The sequence below is a fragment of the Nonomuraea sp. B5E05 genome, from assembly GCF_039880665.1.
In the GTDB taxonomy this organism is placed as follows: domain Bacteria; phylum Actinomycetota; class Actinomycetes; order Streptosporangiales; family Streptosporangiaceae; genus Nonomuraea.
Window position 1 is genome coordinate 88,760 of the sequence record NZ_JBDPMJ010000010.1, and the last position, 17,913, is coordinate 106,672.

Consider the following 17,913-nt stretch of genomic DNA (forward strand, 5'->3'; position numbering starts at 1 on the left):
GCCGCCGAGCGACCCCGCCGTGCCGTGCCCCCGCCCTCAGCGGGATTCCGGTCGCGAGGAGTCGCCGCCGGCCTCGCAGGCGCCCGCCTTGGTGTTCGCCACCTTCCACTCCGCGCCCGGGAACGGGCTCATGAAGTGCGTCAGCAGGTCGACCGCGTAGTCCGGCACCTGGCCGCCGGGGTCGAGCAGCGAGACCATCTGGGGCCCGTCGGCGCCGCGCAGGGTGATGGAGTTCTTGCCGCCCCCGGCGACGAAACCGGGCTTGGCGTCCACCGTCAGGCAGGCCACGCTGAACCCGGCGGCCTTGATCTCCTGCTTGGCCCCGATGCGCCTCATCCGCTGGTCGTAGCGGCGCATGGCGAGCGACTTGGTGCCGCCGATCCGTACCGACTCGTGGAAGAGGTCGTTGCCGATGTCCCTGCGCAGCCTGACGTCCAGGGAGACGTCCGGCCGCAGGTCGACACCGTCGGCGGACAGCTTCAGCCGTCCGTAGTTCCCCTCGAAGGAGGGCGCCACGTAGCCGAGGGCGGGCGGCGCCTTCATGCCGAACGGGATCTTGCCCGGCCTGATCCGCAACCACGACATGCCCTGCACCGACAGCCCGACGTCCTCGACCGAGCTCCTGCCGAGCCCGAACTGCCCGGCCACCTGGTAGGTGAGGAAACCCTTGGTGTGCGGGACCTCCTTGCTCACCGCGATGCGCTGCTTGGCGACCGGGTCCATCCGCAGCCCGGCGCGCAGCGTGATGCGACCGGTCGCGACGGGTTTCGAGACGAGGTTGAGCGACCGGTCGGGATTCATGCGGATGGTGGTGTCCGAGGCCAGGTTCCTGACCGCGACCGCCACGTCCCCGAGGCGGCCCTTCGGGTCGATCAGACCGCCTTCCACGCCCAGATAGCCGTCGAGGGTGTTGACGCCGCCCAGCGCCTTGTACGTGACGGCCGGCACGCTGAACCCGGCGCCCGAGGCGTCGGCGTCCACCCCGAACCGGGCGGGCACGTCGGAGAAACGCAGCTCGCCGGTGCCCTTGCCGGGCAGGGTGACCTTGGCGCTGAGGCGCTCGACGGCCGCGGAGTTCGTCACGCGGATGCGGGTCTTGGCGCCGTACGTGCCCTGGACGGCCACGGCGGCGGGGACCGGATCGACCGCGACCCTGCCGCGCACCCCGCCCGACTCCGCGTGCACGTCGAGGCTGCCCAGGGTGGCGGCGGGCTCGATGCGGTACCCGGCGTTCACGGCGTTGCCCTTGGCCACGTCGAACGGCCCCAGCGCCATGCTGGTGATCTTGGAGGGCAGCCCGGTCAGGGTGGCCCTGGCCTTGATCGGGACGGGCGCCAGCACGCTGCTGGCCAGGTAGACGCCCAGGCTCTCGCGCTTGGGGTTGAACCCGGAGAACCCGAACGTCTTGCCCGCCGGGTCGACCGTGACCCGCTCGGGCAGCCCGGTCACGTCCAGGAAGCCCTGCAGCCCGTAGCAGCCGCGCTGCGGCGTGCAGAAGGGCCCTGGCGAGCAGCCCTTCGACCCGGTGGCGCAGCCTCCGTCCACCAGGGACACGCCGCCGCCGGGCAGGGCGGGGGCGGCCCGCATGCGGTCGAGCGCCGCGACCTTGCCCAGCCAGGCGCGGGCGCGCACGTCGAGCCGGGAGCCCTCGTACGTGAGCTTGCCGCCGGCGGAGGTGACGGCCAGGCGGCCGGGCGCGGGGCCGAGCGTGCCGATCAGGCCGAAGCGGGTGTCGCCCCGGGTGACGTCGGCGTCGACGGCGAGGGTCTGCTTGGCCGAGCGGAAGTCGGCGGTGAAGCCTTCGGCGGCCGGGGTGAACTCGACGTGTTCGAGCCCGTTGACCAGCACGCTGCCGTCCATGTCGCCGGAGGCCTCGTCGTAGTGCGCGGCCAGGTGGGGTCCGGTGGGCGACTTGGCGCCGTCGTGGTTGGTGAAGGCCAGTTCGGCCGTCCCGACGGGGCCCGACTGGCCGCGGAAACGGGAGGACGTGGCGTTCCACGAGGCGTCGAAGCGGGCCGGCACGTCGCGCACGTCGGCGGCGGCCCTGACGTAGCGATCGCCGAGCTTGACCCTGGCCAGCGCCGTCACCTTGTCGATCGGGTCGGCGGCGGTCCAGGTGAGCGTTCCCGCCTTGGTGTCGGCGACGAGCTCGGCCTGCTTGCTCAAGCCCTTGGCGGTCACCTGCAGGTCCTCGCCGGTCGGCTGCTTCACGTACGCTTTATTGGCATAAATCCGCAGTTCGTCGAGCTTTCTGGGCGCGGCGATCCGCATGGTGGACCGCTCGCCCAGCTCCCATGACGCCTTCACGTCGTCGCGCACGCCCATGAGCGTGCCGTCCACGGTGGGGCCGGACTTCAGGTTGGCGTAGGCGGCGTGGATGCGCTTGATCTCGCCGCTGGCCCGGAAGGCCGCCTTCCTGGCGGCGGGGTCGAGCGTGACGTCGACGGTGGCGGGCGTGTTCGAGATCTCCATCCTTGCCACGTGGGTGCCGTCGAGGCTGGCCGCGCCGGTGAACGAGCGGCCGCTGGAGTCGACCTCCAGGTGGGCGTGCGGCTTGCCGCCGTACGTGACGTCGAACTCGGACAGGCCCGACAGCAGCGCGGAGACCCCGACCGCGGCACCGTTCTTGATCATGGTGACGTGGCCGCCGCGCGGGCTGGAGATGGCGCCCCCGTTGCGCTGCAGCACCGCCTCGAACGTGCCGACCGGCGAGCTCGTCTTGTGCGTGACACGATGCTTGGTCAGGTCGTTGACCAGGCGCACCTTGGCCGGCAGGGCGCTCAGCTCCATCTTGACCACGGTCTGGGACGCGTTCCTGTCGTAATAGAGCAGGCTGGCGGCCCCGGCCCGCGACCGGCCCGAGCCGGCGTTGACCGACACGGTCTGCTTGCTCTTGCCGGAGCCGTACTTCGCCACGAAGGAGCGCGGAACGCGTTCGAGCTCGGCGCTGACCACCTTCGACAGCCGCCCGTCGCGGTAGGTGAAGGAGTTCAGGCGGGCGCGCGGGACGCTCGACGAGCTGTTGAAGCGGATCTGGCCGCCGGACAGGCGCACCTCGGCGCGGGCGGCCATCTTGTCGAGCACCGCGTGGACGAAGCGGTGGCCGTTCACGGCGAGCGCGTCCAGCGTGGCGGGCGAGGAGGCGGCGACGTCCAGGGTGGGCGTGTCGAGCGCGGCGTTGACGGTCAGCTTCTCGGTGGCGGGCGTCTGACGCAGGCTCACCGCGCTGCGCCCGGTCATGCCGGCGATCATGGCCGCGGACTCGCCGGGCTCCTTGCGGGTGATGCTCGCCTTGACCCGCCTGCCCTCCATGTCGACGGTGAAGTTCCCCCAGTCGCTGGCCGACAGGGAGGATCCGCGCTTCAACCCGTCGAACCCGACCGACACCTTGCCGTCGTACTCGGCCCAGACGCGGGCCCTGAGGTTCTCCCGCGACAGCCGCTTGACGGCGAACCCGAGCCCGACGGAGCCGCCCGCGGGGCTGGCGGTGGGTACGAGGTCGGCGGCCAGGTCGGGCGTGACGTCCCCCGTGACGTCGGCGGCGACCGGCACGCCGACGGGCTTGGAGATCGAGCAGGACACCGGCACGCTCTCGCTCTCGACGCAGAGCCGGTACGTCAGCCCCGGCACGGCCTTGCCGAGATTGCCGAACGTCTTGAGCACGGACGCCAGCGGCTTGATGAGCGTGAGCGTCTCGGCCTGGGAGGTGTCGGGCAGCACGTCACGCGTGTCGGGCGCCTTGGCGCCGAGACCCTGCTCCTTCTGGACGGCCGCGGCCTCGGCGGTGATCTCCTGGACGAGCCAGGGGCCGGCGGAGGTGGTCACCTCGGGCGCCTGGGGCCCCACCTTGTCGTCGCCGGCGGGCCGGAGCGCGAGCGACTCGCGGGTGGGCACGGTGACCGTGGCGGGCGCCGGCTCCTCCACGGCGGGCACGGGACGGACCTTCGCCGCTTCCCTCTGGACAGCGGCTGATGCGACCCCAGCTGGGGTGATCTCGGCTTCTGCGACGGCCGGCGGCACGGCCACCAGGGCCGCGGCACTTGCGATGGACGTCGAGACGAGCACGCGCAGGAAGGCGTGCGGCATGTAGCGTTCTCCCCGTACCGGTCTAATTCATCCCATCAGAAACATAGGTCACGAGCCGACCACATCCCCTCACTGGCCGTCAAACTGGTTCGGACATTGGAACTCCAGTTTTCTGACTCGGACGATCACTCACGGTCACCGCCGCAGCGGCCAGGGCGGCGCGTCCGCGCTGGTAGGGGTGGAGCCGCGGCCACCAGCCGGGAAGGTGCGGGACGGTGACGAGCACCCTCAGGCGACGCCGGTGTCCTTGCCGACGACGGTGAACCTCTCGGCTACCAGGCCCACGGTCGCGCCGGTGGACAGGGGGCTGCGGTGCTCGAAGGCCAGCTGCTCCCCTCCGGGCAACTCGGCGACCGACTCCCTGGTGCCGCCCTGGAAGCTGCTGCGCACGACCTTGCCGGTGAACTGGGCCTGACCGCTCTCGACGATGCGCAGGTCCTCGGGACGCAGCGCCACGTGCACGGCGGCCCCGGCCGGGCCGAGCGGCCGGCCGAAGCCGACCTTGCCGCCGCTGCCGAGCGCGAGCTCGCCGTCGTCGGTGACCTGGCCGCGCAGCAGGGTGACGCTGCCGACGAACGAGGCCACGAACGTGGTCTGCGGCCGTTCGTAGACGTCCTCGGGGGCGCCGACCTGCTCGACCCGGCCGCCGTTCATGACGGCGACCAGGTCGGAGATCTCCAGGGCCTCGTCCTGGTCGTGGGTGACGTAGACGGCGGTGATGCCGGTCTCCTGCTGGATGCGGCGGATCTCCCTGCGCATCTCGACGCGGAGCTTGGCGTCGAGGTTGGACAGGGGCTCGTCCATGAGCAGCACGTCCGGTTCGAGGGCGAGCGCCCTGGCCAGGGCCACGCGCTGCTGCTGGCCGCCGGAGAGCTGGCCGGGCCGGCGCTGCTCCCTCCCGGTCAGCCCGACCATGGCCAGGCCCGCGGCCACCTTGTCCGCGACGGCCTCCTTCGGCAGCTTGCGCAGGCGCAGCCCGTACGCGACGTTCTCGGCGACCGTCATGTGCGGCCAGAGCGCGTAACTCTGGAAGACGAACCCGATGCGGCGCTTCCAGACGGGCACCTTGGCGATGTCGCGCTCGCCGAAGCGGATGGCGCCGGTGTCGGCGGTCTCGAACCCGGCGATGATCCGCAGCAGCGTGGTCTTGCCGCATCCGGACGCGCCGAGCAGGGTGGCCAGCCGCCCCGACGGCACGGACAGGTCGACCGACTCGAGCGCGGTGGTCTCCCCGAACGTCTTGGAGATCCCTTCGATGCTGATGTCCATGATGAGCTCCGGATCACAGGGAGACCGTCTTGTAGCGACGGCGCAGCAGGTAGAGCGGGACGTAGACCGAGACCAGCAGCACCGTGGTCATGGCCGAGGCGACTCCGAACGGGCTGCCCGGCTGCATCGCGTTGGTGAAGATGACCACGGTCATGGTCACCCAGGGCACCGCGTACAGCATGACGGTGGCCGACAGCTCGGTGATCATCTGCAGGAATCCGACGGTGCCGCCGGAGATGACGGCGGGCCTGATGATCGGCACGACGATGTCGCGGAAGCTGCGCCGCGGCGGCGCGCCCACGCTCATCGCGGCCTCCTCCAATGACGGGTGCACCTGCCCGAGCGCGGTCTCGATCGACTTCATCACGTACGGCAGCCGCCGGATGAAGTACGCCACCACGATGATCAGCGCGGTGCCGGTGAGGATGACGGGCAGGTGGTTGAAGGCCAGGATGAACCCGATCGCGAAGACCGTGCCCGGCAGGATGTACGGCACCATGACGAGGTTGTTCAGCAGCGGCCCTGAGATCATGAACCGCTTGCGCGCCACGATGTAGGCCACCACGACGCCCAGCACGAGCGCGATCAGGCAGGCGATGCCGGCGAAGACGAAGCTCAGCACGATGGGCTGCAACGACTCCTCGAACAGCCGCCGGTAGTTCTCCAGCGTCGGCTCCCACTGCAGGATGCCCGACTGCCAGCGCAGGAAGCTGGTGAGCACCACCACCAGGTGCGGCACGAACCCGAGCAGCAGCGCCGTCCAGATGCCGGTCAGCACCAGCACCCTGGGGCCGCGGCGCAGCTCGCGCAGCGGCTGGTCCCTGCCTCCCGTCACGGCGAACGACCGCCTGGCCACGACCCTGCGCTGGGCCACCAGCGCCAGCCCGGAGACGAGCACCATCATGAGGCTGGCCGTGGCGGCCACGCCCGGGCTGGCGGCGACCTCGGACATGAAGTTCTGGTACACCACGACCGGCAACATCGAGTAGCCGCCGCCGATCAGCATGGGCGTGCCGAAGTCTGCGAAGATCCGCATCGCGGCCAGGTAGCAGCCGGTGGCGATGGCGGGCACGGCGAGGGGCAGCGTCACCTTCGCGTGGGTGCGCCACGGCGTCGACCCGACGGACGCCGCGGCCTCCTCCAGCGCCGGGTCCACCGCCCTGAACGCGTCGTACACCATGAGGAAGATCAGCGCGAAGGTGAACCACACGCCGACCCAGATGATGCCGCCGACCCCGAGAATCGACTCGAACGGCAGGGGCAGGCCGGCCTCCCTGGCGGCCTTGGTGATGATGCCGCCGCTGCCGAGCAGCAGCAGCCACGCGTACGCGCCGAGGAACGGCGGCGAGGTGGTGGCCATCGTGAGCATGGTGAGCACGCCCTGCCGGCCGGGGATGCGGTAACGCGCCACGACGAACGCGAGCGGCACCGCCACCAGCGCCGCGCCCGCGCCCACCGCCAGGCTGACGACGACGCTGTGCAGCAGCGGCTCGGTGAACCGCGCGTCGGTGACGAACGCGCCGAACCTGGCCAGCGTGAACGCGCCCGCGTCGTCGGTGAACGCCGCCCTGACGATCCACAACTGCGGGTAGACGATGAAGATCAGCAGAATGAGCAGCGCGATCAGCCCGGCGAGCCGCCACGGGTCGCGCCAGCTCGACCGGGACCGCCGGCCCGGCCGTCCCCGCGCGGTCGTGGAGGCCGCCATCAGCCCGCGCTCTTGACGGCGTCGTCGAACTTGGCGAGGATCTCGTCCTTCTTCTCCGCCGCCCACTTCTCGTCGACGTCGGCCCGCTTCAGCCCCTCGACCGCCGGCAGACCCTTGGGCGCGGGCACGTCGCCGCGCGACGAGCGGCGCTGCACCTGGTCGACCATGATCTGCTGGGCCTCCTTCGACATGAGGAAGTCCACGAGGGTCTTGGCGGCCGCCTCGTGCTGGGCGCCCTTGATGATGCCGGCGGAGCCGATCTGGCCCGACACGCCGTCCTCGGGGTAGATCAGCTTGATCTTCACGCCGGCGTCGACCCATTTGGCGCCCAGGTCCTCGTTGATGAACGACGTGCCGACCTCGCCGTCCTTGACCATGTTGAACATCGCGGTCGAGCCGTCGAGCATGCGGGCGTTCTTGACGAAGCGGTCGACGTAGTCCCAGTCGTGCAGGGTCACCATGGTGGTGAGCAGGCTGTAGGAGGTGCCCGACGACTTGGGCGTGGCGAAGGCCACCTTCCCCCCCGCGTACCCCGGCTCCGCCAGGTCCTCGAACGTCTTCGGGTGCTTGGCCGCGTCGGGGAACTTGTCGGTGTTCACTGCGATCGCCTGGAAGAGCAGGTCGGTGGCGTGCCAGATGTGGGCCGGGTCCTTGGCCACGGTGGCGGCGTCGTTCGGCAGCTCGACGGGGGCGATGAGGTCGGCGTTGGCGGTGTACAGCTCCGACGAGCCACCCCAGATCACGTCGCCGAGCGGCCGGTCCTTCTCGGCTCGCACCCGGGCGAACGCCTCTCCGGTGCCCGGCAGGCCGATCTTGTTGACCTTGATGTCGGGGTGCTCGGCCTTGAACGCGGCGAGGATCGGGTCGGTCACCTCGGGACCGCTCACCGAGTAGAGCGTCACCGTCTTGTCATCGCTCTTGCCCGCGGTGGCGTTGTTGGTCAGCACGCCCGAGCAGCCCGTGAGGACCAGCGCGAGCACGCCGGCGCCGAGCGTGGTGGCATACCGCATGAACTCTCTCCTGACACGAGGGGGGTTTCAACCGTCAGGGCGCACCCAGACGGGGTTGCCCGCGGCCCGCAGCGAGCTGTGGTCCCTGAGGGAGCTCGCCCAGAACCGGGGGTCGTTCCTGCCGGGGTCGGCGTGGACCTCCGCCCGGTAATAGGCCCGGTAATAGGCCCGGTGATCGGTGCTGCGGTCGCCGGGGGCGGCGAGCCGGTCCTCGACGGTGATCCGCTGCCACTCCCCCGGCTTGTCCGCGGCGGGGACGACGTTGATCAGCAGCCCGTCGCGCAGCACGAACACCACGACGGGCTCGTCCGCCCGCACGTCCACGTCGACCTGGACCCGCCCGCCGGGCGCCGCGGCGGTCGCGCCCATGGGGGCGCCGTTGACGTGCATGTCGACGTCCGCGCCCCGCCAGACGCGTACGCGCCCGCGCCGCAGGCCCTCGACGATGCCGCGCTCGCTGCCCTCGTCCGCGTGCACGACGGTGACCACCTGGCCGAGCGCCTGTCCGGGGTCGGCCGGGTCGTGGCAGTCGCTGCCCGCCACGCCGATCACCCGGTGGCCCGACGTCAGCAGGCGGTCCCACAGGCCGATCTGGGCGTCGTTGTTGGCGCCCTGCTGGAGGTGGGCGATCTCGATGAGGTCGACGGCTTCCCAGGGGGTGTCGAAGCGCCTCCAGGCCTGGTCGCCGCTGAAGGCGTGGTTGACGCAGACCAGGCCGCCCTGCCCGTGCACGTCGGCCGTGACGTCGACCATGGTGTGGTCCGGACGGTCGACGTAGGTGTCGACCCAGCGGGTCAGGCCGTGCAGGTTGGCGTGGCCGCGGTGGCTGGTCAGCTCCATGGAGTGCAGCAGCACGATGTCGTCATGAGCGTCGAGATCGGGCCAGTGGGCGGCGGTGAAGTGGTCGGTGACGGCCAGGAAGCCGAGGCCCGCCTCCTTGGCGGCGCGCACCAGGTCGGCGACCGGCCGGCGGCCGTCGGAGTGCGCGGAGTGGCTGTGCAGCTCGCCGCGGTACCAGCCGGGGCCTCCGACGGCCCGCCGCGGCCGCGCCTCACGGCCTCCCGGCCCGGTCGCCACACCGCGCGCCACTCCTGTCGCCACACCGCGCGCCGGCTCGGTCGCCGCGTCGCGCGCCGGTGCGGACGCCGCGCCGGCGGCGGCTCCGGCGGGGGTCTGTGCCGCGCGTACGGTCAGCGTGTACGGCGCCGCCGCCTTGTGCCGGTCGAGGTCGAGCCGCACCGTCCAGCGGCCGGCCGGGACGGGCCCGGCGACGCAGCCGGGACCGGCGCCGTCCGCTCCCACCCTGATCACCAGCCGGCGCGGGCCGGGACCTCCCGGGCACTGGACGTGGCCGCGAAAGGTGCCGTCGGGCTCCAGCAGCACGGCGTAGATCTGCACGACGTCGACGATCTTGTCGTACTCCAGCACCAGCTCCAGCTCGCTCACCCCGTCGGGGACGTCGAGCGGATAGTGCAGGTAGTGCAGGTCGAACGCCGGCTCCGGCAGGGTGGTCGCCACCGAGAGCAGCTCGCTCTCCCCGATCATGCGGTGCCCGCCTCCGTCCTGTCTGGATGGTTAATGCTTTCTATCCAGCAGATGAACGGCATGTCAACATTTGTTAAGACATAAGGGCAATCTGTTGTCTACCCGTGCGCCGGGCGCGCACCAGAAGGGCGCCGGCCGTTCAGGAGGTGGGTGCGGATGAGCTCGCCCACCGCGGCGGGAGCCTGGAGGTGCAGCAGGTGTCCCGCCCCGGCCACACGTTCCAGCCTGGGGCCCCGCAGGGCGGCGAGTTCGCGCTCGACTCCGGCGATGAGGGCTTCGCTCAGTTCGCGGAACTCGGCCGGCAGCCGGTCGAGCGGGGGTGCCTGGCCGCCCTGGACGAGCAGCACCGGGCAGCGGGTCCGCCGGAGCACGTCGAAGACGCTCCAGCCGTCCAGCGGCGCCAGCAGCGCGGCCTGGGCGTCGGGCCCCGGCCTGCGCCGCCACGCCGACGGGCCGTCCGGGGTCAGGCAGCGGCGGGCGCCCGCCTCCTCCAGGTCCGCGTCGATGCCCATGGCCTGGGCGCGCAGCCGTACGTGCTCGATCATCGTCTGCACGTGGTCGTCGGTGAGCACGGCCGGCGCCGCGGCCAGCGCGGCGGTCTGCGCGGCCCGGCGGCGGGCGACCTCCTCCGCGGGCAGCCCGGGGTAGAGCTCGGGCCGTCCGCCGCCGAACCCGTCGAGGTCCGCCACTCCGGGGCAGTCCGGCCGCCGCGCGCCATGGCAGACGGCGATCATGCCGCCCAGGGAGTGGCCGATGACGTACGGGTCGGTCAGCCGCAGGGCGCCGATGACCGCGTCGAGGTCGGCGAGGTGCGCGTCCCAGCCGTAACCGGCGCCGGCGGGGGGACCGGTGGGGGCGCCGGTGGGGGCGTCGGAGTGGCCGTGACCGCGCAGGTCGTAGGCGACCAGCCGGGCTCCCGGCAGGTGGCGGCGCAGCGGCTCCCAGTCGAGCAAGGAGCGGTTGGCGCCGTGGATCAGCACCACGTCGGGGCCGTGCCCGCCGTGGTCGGCCACGGCGATGCGGCCGGACGGGCCGTCGATGACGGTCGTGGCGGGGTCGGGGAGATCTCTCACGATGTGTGTCCTTCAACTCGGTGCGGGTGAGGTCGCCGGCTCCGCGGCGGGCTGCCGCCGGGGTTCGACGCGGTGTTCAGGCGCGCAAGGTCCTGAGAAGGAGTTCGCCGAACTCGGCGGGGTGCGTGGTCAGGCCGGTGTGCCCGCCGGGGAAATGCACGGGCTCGATGCCGAGCCGCTCGGCCAGGAACGCGGCCGGGCGGTAGGGCAGTTCGCCGCGCGAGTCCTGGCCGCACGCGAGCACGAGCCGGTCCCGCAGCGCCGCCAGCCGGTCGATGTCCGGGGCGTAGGACATGAAGCCGGGCACGATGCGCCCGATGAAGTACGGCAGGCCGGCCATCGTCTGTTCGGCCCGGGCCGCCGCCTGCGGCGGGAGCTCGACCTCGGCCCGCGGCTCGGTGGCGGTGCCGTCCTTCTTCAGCCCCGCCGCGAACACGGCCAGGGCGGGCATGGGCCCCTCCGTCCTGAACGTCTCCCGCACGCGGGTGATCAGTGCTCGATGCTCGGCGGCGTCGGGCAGGACCTCCACCACCGGCGGCTCGTGCGCGACGACGAGCCCGACGCGTCCGGGATGGGCGGTGAGCAGGTGCAGGGAGACGATCGCGCCGGAGCTCGCGCCGAAGACGCGGGCGGGCTCGCCGGGCGACAGCAGGTCCAGCAGCCGCAGCGCGTCGTCGGCGTGCTGCGCCACCCGCTGTTCGGCCTCGGGATCGTCCAGCGTGCTGCGGGCCATGCCGCGCGGGTCGTGGGTGGCGACCGTGTAGTGAGCGGCCAGGTCGCCGGCGATGCCGTCGAAGGACGCCGCGCCGCCCGTCCCTCCGGGGATGAGAAGCAGGAGCGGGCCCTCGCCGCGCACCTCGTAGTGCAGGCTCGCGCCGTCGACGCGCAGCCTGCCGGTCGTCGGGTCTGTCATGGCGAAACTCCTTTCGGGGCAGGGCCGGTGCCGTAGAAGCATCCTAGGACCCCTAGGTCAAAACCTAGGATTCCTAGGTATACCGCGTGAGCCCTGCGAAGGGAAACCGAGTTTTCGCCGAGATCGCCGGATCCAGGTGGCGGCCTCGGGCCGGTCAGGAGCAGCACGGCGAAGCGGGCCCAGGATCACCATCCGGGGCCCGCTTCGGGCGCTGAAGGCGGGAGCCGGCCGGCTACCCGTGGCCGGCGTGCGTCCGCGGATCGCCCGCGACCTCGCGGCTGTGCGCCAGCAGGGCCGGGTAGTCGGTGGCGATCCCGCCCAGCACCGCCGCGACGGCGCTCTCCACCTGGTCCCCGGTGATCGGCGCGTGCCCGAACAGCGCGCGGTAGTGCACCAGCGAGCCCAGCATGTCCAGCACCAGCTCTCGGTCGAGGTCGGCCCGCAGGTCACCGCGCGCCACCGCACGCTCGATCATCTCGGCCACCGCCGCTCTCGGCGGGTCGAACAACGTCGTCATGAACGTCTCTCGCGCCTCCGGCTCGGCCGCGCAGTCGGCGAACAATGGCCCCAGCACGCCGGGCCTGATCCGCCGGAAGGCCGCGACGAAGACGTTGATCCCCTCGTTGAGGTCGCAGAGTGTGCACCCGGTGTCGGGCGCGCGGGCGGTGCCGAGCCGGGTCGCCAGCGCGGCCAGGACGAGACGCCGCCGGTCGGGCCAGCGGCGGTAGATGGCCGGCTTGGTCGCGCCCGCGCGCCGGGCGACCTCCTCGATGGTGAGCCGGGCGTAGCCGGCCTCGTCGAGCACCGCCAGCGTCGCGTCCAGCACGGTCCGGCCGATCTGCGGGTCGCGCGGGCGGCCCGCGCGCGGCGCCCGCCCCTCCTGACGTGGTTGCACGAGCCCGAGTCTAACCCTTATGTTTCGTTTCGACCCGTAATGTAATTAGGAAGGCTTCCTCATGAACGATCTCTCCGTGACGGTGCTCGGCCTCGGCGCCATGGGCGCCGCCCTGGCCCGCACGTTCCTGGAGCACGGACACCCGACCACGGTCTGGAACCGCTCCCCCGCCAAGGCCGCCCCTCTCGTGGCCGGCGGAGCGCGGCACGCGGGCACGGTCGCGGACGCCATGGCGGCGAGCGACCTCGTCGTCCTCTGCCTGACCGGCCACGACGCGGTCATGGAGGTGCTGGCCGCCGGGGGCGCGTCCGCGGCCGGCCGTACGCTGGCGGACTTCTCCACCGGCACCCCCGACGAGGCCCGCGAGAGCGCCGCGTGGGCCCGCGAGCACGGCGCCGTTCACCTCGACGCGGTCGTCCAGGCGGGCCCCGCGGACATCGGCACCCCGGCCGCCACGCTGATCTACAGCGGCCCGGCGCGGGCGTTCGCGGCCTGCCGTCCGGCGCTGGAGCCGCTCGGGACGGCCCACCACGTCGGCGAGGACCCCGGCCAGGCCGGGCTGTACGACCTCGCACTGCTCGGCCTCTGGTACGACACCACGCTCGCCTACCTGAACGCCCTGGCGCTGGCCGGCGGGACCGGGGGCGTCGAGCCCGAGACGTTCGCGCCGTTCGCGGCCAAGCAGATGGGCTACGTCGTGGCGGCGGCCCAGGAGACGGCCCGCGAGGTACGCGACCGCTCCTACCCGCGGGGCCCGGCCTCCCTGACCGAGCACGCCCCGGTGCTGGAGCACCTCGTCCGGCTACGCGCCGCCGCCAAGCTCGGCACCGGCCAGTTCGAACACCTGCTGGCCCTCGTCAACCGGCGCATCGCAGACGGCCGCGGCGACGAGGGCTTCACCGGCATCGTGGAAGAGCTCGCACGCTGACCCCGCCCCCACGGCCAGTCGTCTTTGCGAAGACGCCCACCTGGTGCAGTGTGGGAGTGAGCCTCCAGAGTCGGCCGAGGGGAAGTCACCATGCAGGCGAACGTCGGCGACACGCTGATCGTCCACGGTCACGTCGTGGGCCAGGGAGACAGGAAGGGCGAGATCATCGAGATCCGCGGCCCTGACGGCACCCCGCCCTACATCGTCAGGTTCGAGGACGGGAGCGAGCATCTCATCTTCCCCGGACCCGACGCGGTGATCAAGCCGGCCTGATCAGTCGTCCTCCAGCGCGTCGAGTGCCTGGCCGATGCTGTCGCCCGAGCCGAACGCGACCTCGGCGCCCTCCTGGTCGCGCACGCTGGCGGTGGTCCGCCCGTGCTCGTCGAGGGCGAGGACGATGGTGCCGCCGCCGAGCAGCATCACGTCGGCGGTGGGCAACTGGCGGGGAGCGGGGCCGTCGATCAACCGCGCGGCCGCGACCAGGGCGGCGATGGGGCGTCGGTGCCGGGACAGCAGCACGGGCTCGTGCTCGTACGGATGGGCGACCTGGCGTACGAGGTCGCCGAGCTTGCCGCGGGCCGTCGACACCGGCACCAGCGGCAGGCCGCTCAGCAGCCCGGACACCTCCGACAGCGGCACCAGCGCGGCCCATTCCGAGCGCTCCCGGGTGATCAGCGTGATGGCGCCGCTCCTGGCCTCCCGCACGAGCGCACCCCAGCGGGCGCGGGCGTCCTCCACGCCGAGCGGCGCCCCGAGGCGGGCCACGAGCTCGTCGTACGCGGGCCGTGCCATGTTGATCACCCGGAGATCGTAAGCCTCCTTACGAAACTCCCGCAAGCCGCCCGACGAAATTCGTATGGAACCGCACCCGCGGGCCGTCTCCGTACCCGGAACATGAACGGCGGCGGACAGGAAACCTCGTTCCACGGCGGAAGGCCGGCAGAGGACGAAATCCCACCCGTGCGGTGGCCGTCCGACGGCCCGGGCCCCCGGACGGCCGCGTGAAAATCTGTCGAGCCCGTACGATCCGGCTGGCTACCGTTGCCCCGTGCACGTTCACCTGGAGACCGAGCGGCTGGTCCTGCGCCGCTTCACCGAGTCCGACGCCGACCTGCTCTTCGCCCTGCACAACGACCCCGACGTCATGCGCTACCTCAACGGCGGCAAGCCGACGCCGCGCGAGGTGATCGTCGGCGAGACGCTGCCCAGGTTCATCGCGACGGGGTTCTTCGCCGCCGCCGAGAAGTCCTCGGGGGAGTTCATCGGCTGGTTCCACCTGCGCGCGCCCGAGGGCAGACCGGCCGACGAACCCGAGCTGGGCTACCGGCTGCACAAGCGGGCCTGGGGCAAGGGGTACGCGACCGAGGGCTCGCGGGCGCTGGTCCGCGAGGCGTTCGAGAAGCAGGGGGCCCGCCGGGTGTTCGCGCAGACGATGGCCGTCAACCTCGGCTCCCGGCGCGTCATGGAGAGGTGCGGGCTGACGTTCGTCCGCACGTTCTTCGAGGACTGGCCCGACCCCCTCCCCGGATCCGACCAGGGCGAGGTGGAGTACGAACTGCTGCGCTCCGACTGGCGGCCGTGAACGGAGCCCGCATGGAGCGGGAGACCTGGTGCACTGGTCTGACCAGTCGTTAGGGTGCCTCGTATGAGATATGACGCGCTGTTCCGCCTGGACGGGCGGCGGGCCGTGGTGATCGGGGCAGGAAGCGGGATCGGCAGGGAGGCGGCGCTGGCGCTGGCCGCGCACGGGGCGTCCGTGGTGTGCGCCGACCGTGACCTGGCCGCGGCCGAGGAGACCGCCGGCCAATGCGCGGGCCGTGCGCGGCTGGTCGACGTGCTGGACTCCGCCGCCGTGCGCCGGCTCGCCGGCGAGGAGCCCGCCGACGTCCTGGTGTTCACCGCCGCGACCAACGTCCGCAAGCGGCTGCTCGACTACACCGGCGAGGAGTTCGACCGGGTCGTGGGGCTGAACCTGCGGGGCTCGTTCGACGTGGTGCGGGCGTTCGGGGCGGGCATGGTGGAGCGGGGGCGCGGCTCGATCATCGGGTTCGCCTCGATCCGGGCGTCCGTCACCGAGCCGGGGCAGAGCGTCTACTCCGCCACCAAGGCCGGGCTGGTGCAGCTGCTGCGGACCGCCGCGGCCGAGTTCGGGCCGCACGGGGTGCGGGTGAACGCGATCGCGCCGGGCGTGGTGGAGACGCCGTTGACGAAGCAGATCAAGAACGACCCTGGCTGGTACGACGCGTACGCCGCAAAGAGCGCGCTCGGCCGGTGGGCGGCGGCGGAGGAGATGGCCGGGGCCGTGGTCTACCTGGCGGGCGACGCGGCCAGCTTCGTCACCGGCTCGGTGCTGTACGTCGACGGCGGCTGGACCGCCGTGGACGGCCGCTTCGACCCCCCGAACTGACCGCCGGCGCGCCGACCGGGCCGGTTCGGCCGCGTCGGTTCCGCCGGCTCAGTCCGGGTCGGTCCGGGTCGGTCCGGGCCGGGTCGGTCCGGGCGGTCTGGCGATGTGAATGGCGAGCTGGGTGCGGTCGCGCAGGCGGAGTTTGCGCAGGATGCTGGAGATGTGGTTCTTCACCGTGCCCTCGGTGATGAACAGCCGCCTGGCGATCTCGCGGTTGGTGGCGCCCTGGCCCACCAGCACCGCCACCTCGCGCTCGCGTTCGGACAGCTCCTCGCCGGGGTCGCGGGCGGCGGGCGCCCGCCGTAGCTCGGCGACCACGCGCTCCGCCGCGACCCCGCCGAGCACCGTCTCCCCGCGGGCCGCCTTGCGGATGGCGGCCACCAGCTCGTGCGGCGGGGTGTCCTTCAGCAGGTAGCCGCGGGCGCCGGCGCGCAGGCCGCCGAAGATGTAGTCGTCGTCGTCGAACGTCGTCAGGATGATCGCGGGCACGTCGAGCCTGGCGATGAGCTCGATGCCGTCCATGCGCGGCATCCGGGCGTCGACCAGCGCAACGTCGGGCCGGGCGGTGTCGAGCAGGTCGAGCGCGGCCACACCGTCGGCGGCCTCGCCCACCACCTCGATGCCCGGCTCCAGCTCCAGCAGCTTGCGCAGCCCTTCGCGCATGAGGACCTGATCGTCCACGATCAGCACCCGCACGGTCACACGCGCACCTCCGCTCGCGCGGGCAGGCTCACCCGCAGCACGAACCCGCCCTCCGGCGCGGCCCCGGCCGTGAGCGTGCCGCCCAGGGCTGCGATCCGGTGCCGCAGCCCCGCGAGCCCGCGCTCGCCACCCGCCGCACCCCGATCGCCACTGCCACCCGCCCCGCCATCGCCACCCGCCACGCCATCGCCACCCGCAGCGCCGGCGCCGTCAGCCGCGTTCTCGTCGTCGCCGCCCGCCGTGGCCCGGTGGCCGTCGTCGGTGATGGACAGCTCCACCCGGTCGCCCGCGGACGACAGCACGACCTCGACCCTGCGCGCGCCCGAGTGGCGTACCGCGTTCGTCAGGCCCTCCTGCAGCGTGCGGTAGAGGGCCAGCTCGGCCTCCTCGTCCAGCGCGAGCTCGCCTCCCGCCGCGCGGAACGTGACGTCGAGGCCCGTCCCCCCGAACGACCTGGCCAGCTCCGCCATGGCCGCGGGACCGGCCCGCCCTTCGAGGGCCAGCGGTTTCAGCGCCCGCACCCAGCGCCTGGTGTCGGCCAGCGCCTCCGTGGTGAGCCGCTGCGCCTGCCGCACCTCGGCCCACGCGTCGTCGGGCCGGGCCTCCCGGTAGCGCTGGGCGTTCTCCAGGCCGAGGTTGATCACCGTGAGGTAGTGGCCGACGGAGTCGTGCATCTCGCGTGACATGCGGGCGCGTTCCTCGGCCACGGTCAGCTCGCGCACCCGTGCCGCGTAGCGCCCCAGCTCCGCGTGTGCCTGGCCGAGCTCGCCGAGCAGACGTTCCGTCTCACGGGCGCGCTGCCGCGCGGCGAGAAGGATGTGCGCGGTGACCAGCGCCCAGACGGCGAAGACCCCCATCACGGCCGTCTCCGCGACCGCCCAGCCGGCTCCGTCCGCGCCCCGCACCAGCAGGCCGGCGACGAGCGAGACGGCCACCAGCACCACGCTGAACCCGGCGCCTCCCGGGACTCCGAACACGCAGACGGCCTGCACGATCGTGACGGCGATCAGCGGGACGCTCGTCGCGCCGCTGCCGACGGCCGCCCCTCCCATCGCGGCGAGCATGAAGAGCAGGCCGGCCGCCTTGCGGGCCGGCGAGGCCCGGCGGTTCCAGTGCAGGAAGGGCCACAGGAGCAGCAGCGCCACGGGAGGCACGACGTACAGCCACGACGCGCCCGCGGCGGCCAGTCGCAGCCCGCTCCACAACAACACCAGGCTCGCGAAAGCGAACAGCGCGGTCAGCACGTACGGGGCCCGCGTGTCCGTGCCGTGGGTCCAGCGATCACCTCCAGCCACGGCATCACGCTAACACCAGGGCCGGGCCGTTCCCCGCCGCCGGCGGGGGAACATGACCTGCGACATAGCCCGGGGTCGTACC

The 17,913-nt window shown here is 72.5% G+C and carries 15 protein-coding genes; 4 read left to right on the forward strand and 11 right to left on the reverse strand.

Features of this window, described 5'->3' with window-relative positions:
- Positions 1–36 precede the first annotated feature (36 nt).
- The 8 genes from ABGB01_RS20065 to ABGB01_RS20100 all read right to left on the reverse strand — a co-directional run bounded on the left by ABGB01_RS20065 (position 37) and on the right by ABGB01_RS20100 (position 12,499).
- A complete protein-coding gene (locus ABGB01_RS20065) occupies positions 37–4,086 on the reverse strand; it encodes a hypothetical protein (RefSeq protein WP_347775063.1) in 4,050 nt (1,349 codons plus the stop codon).
- 228 nt (positions 4,087–4,314) lie between these two features.
- Positions 4,315–5,355: an ABC transporter ATP-binding protein gene (locus ABGB01_RS20070; RefSeq protein ID WP_347775064.1), complete on the reverse strand. Its 1,041-nt coding sequence runs from the start codon at positions 5,353–5,355 to the stop codon at positions 4,315–4,317.
- 13 nt (positions 5,356–5,368) lie between these two features.
- Positions 5,369–7,063 carry an iron ABC transporter permease gene (locus ABGB01_RS20075; protein ID WP_347775065.1) on the reverse strand — a complete coding sequence of 565 codons (1,695 nt, stop codon included), beginning with the start codon at positions 7,061–7,063 and terminating at the stop codon, positions 5,369–5,371.
- Entirely contained in the window at positions 7,063–8,073 is a 1,011-nt protein-coding gene (locus ABGB01_RS20080; RefSeq protein WP_347775066.1) for an extracellular solute-binding protein, read from the reverse strand. The genes ABGB01_RS20075 and ABGB01_RS20080 overlap by 1 nt, the downstream gene beginning before the upstream one ends.
- A 27-nt stretch (positions 8,074–8,100) precedes the next feature.
- Positions 8,101–9,618: a CehA/McbA family metallohydrolase gene (locus tag ABGB01_RS20085; protein WP_347775067.1), complete on the reverse strand. Its 1,518-nt coding sequence runs from the start codon at positions 9,616–9,618 to the stop codon at positions 8,101–8,103.
- Positions 9,619–9,716: 98 nt separating this feature from the next.
- Positions 9,717–10,691: an alpha/beta hydrolase gene (locus tag ABGB01_RS20090; protein ID WP_347775068.1), complete on the reverse strand. Its 975-nt coding sequence runs from the start codon at positions 10,689–10,691 to the stop codon at positions 9,717–9,719.
- Positions 10,692–10,767: 76 nt separating this feature from the next.
- Entirely contained in the window at positions 10,768–11,604 is an 837-nt protein-coding gene (locus tag ABGB01_RS20095) for an alpha/beta hydrolase (RefSeq protein ID WP_347775069.1), read from the reverse strand.
- Between the two features lie 232 nt (positions 11,605–11,836).
- Positions 11,837–12,499, reverse strand: coding sequence for a TetR/AcrR family transcriptional regulator (locus ABGB01_RS20100; protein ID WP_347775070.1), 663 nt, complete (start codon positions 12,497–12,499; stop codon positions 11,837–11,839).
- Positions 12,500–12,560: 61 nt separating this feature from the next.
- On the opposite strand from ABGB01_RS20100, the gene ABGB01_RS20105 reads away from it, so the two are divergent.
- Together ABGB01_RS20105 and ABGB01_RS20110 are read left to right on the forward strand one after the other, a co-directional pair.
- A complete protein-coding gene (locus ABGB01_RS20105) occupies positions 12,561–13,427 on the forward strand; it encodes an NAD(P)-binding domain-containing protein (RefSeq protein ID WP_347775071.1) in 867 nt (288 codons plus the stop codon).
- A 90-nt stretch (positions 13,428–13,517) separates the two neighbouring features.
- On the forward strand, positions 13,518–13,700 hold the full coding sequence (locus tag ABGB01_RS20110) for a DUF1918 domain-containing protein (RefSeq protein WP_347775072.1): 183 nt from the start codon (positions 13,518–13,520) through the stop codon (positions 13,698–13,700).
- On the opposite strand, the gene ABGB01_RS20115 is transcribed toward ABGB01_RS20110, so the two are convergent.
- Positions 13,701–14,219, reverse strand: coding sequence for a type II toxin-antitoxin system prevent-host-death family antitoxin (locus tag ABGB01_RS20115; RefSeq protein ID WP_347775275.1), 519 nt, complete (start codon positions 14,217–14,219; stop codon positions 13,701–13,703).
- A gap of 256 nt (positions 14,220–14,475) precedes the next feature.
- On the opposite strand from ABGB01_RS20115, the gene ABGB01_RS20120 reads away from it, so the two are divergent.
- A complete protein-coding gene (locus tag ABGB01_RS20120) occupies positions 14,476–15,009 on the forward strand; it encodes a GNAT family N-acetyltransferase (RefSeq protein WP_347775073.1) in 534 nt (177 codons plus the stop codon).
- A 63-nt stretch (positions 15,010–15,072) separates the two neighbouring features.
- On the forward strand, positions 15,073–15,834 hold the full coding sequence (locus ABGB01_RS20125; protein ID WP_347775074.1) for an SDR family NAD(P)-dependent oxidoreductase: 762 nt from the start codon (positions 15,073–15,075) through the stop codon (positions 15,832–15,834).
- Positions 15,835–15,882: 48 nt separating this feature from the next.
- Here the strand turns inward: ABGB01_RS20125 and ABGB01_RS20130 are convergent, their stop codons facing one another.
- Positions 15,883–16,536 (reverse strand): response regulator transcription factor, encoded by a 654-nt coding sequence (locus ABGB01_RS20130; RefSeq protein ID WP_347775075.1) that lies wholly within the window; start codon positions 16,534–16,536, stop codon positions 15,883–15,885.
- Entirely contained in the window at positions 16,533–17,831 is a 1,299-nt protein-coding gene (locus ABGB01_RS20135) for a sensor histidine kinase (RefSeq protein WP_347775076.1), read from the reverse strand. The genes ABGB01_RS20130 and ABGB01_RS20135 overlap by 4 nt, the downstream gene beginning before the upstream one ends.
- Positions 17,832–17,913 lie beyond the last annotated feature (82 nt).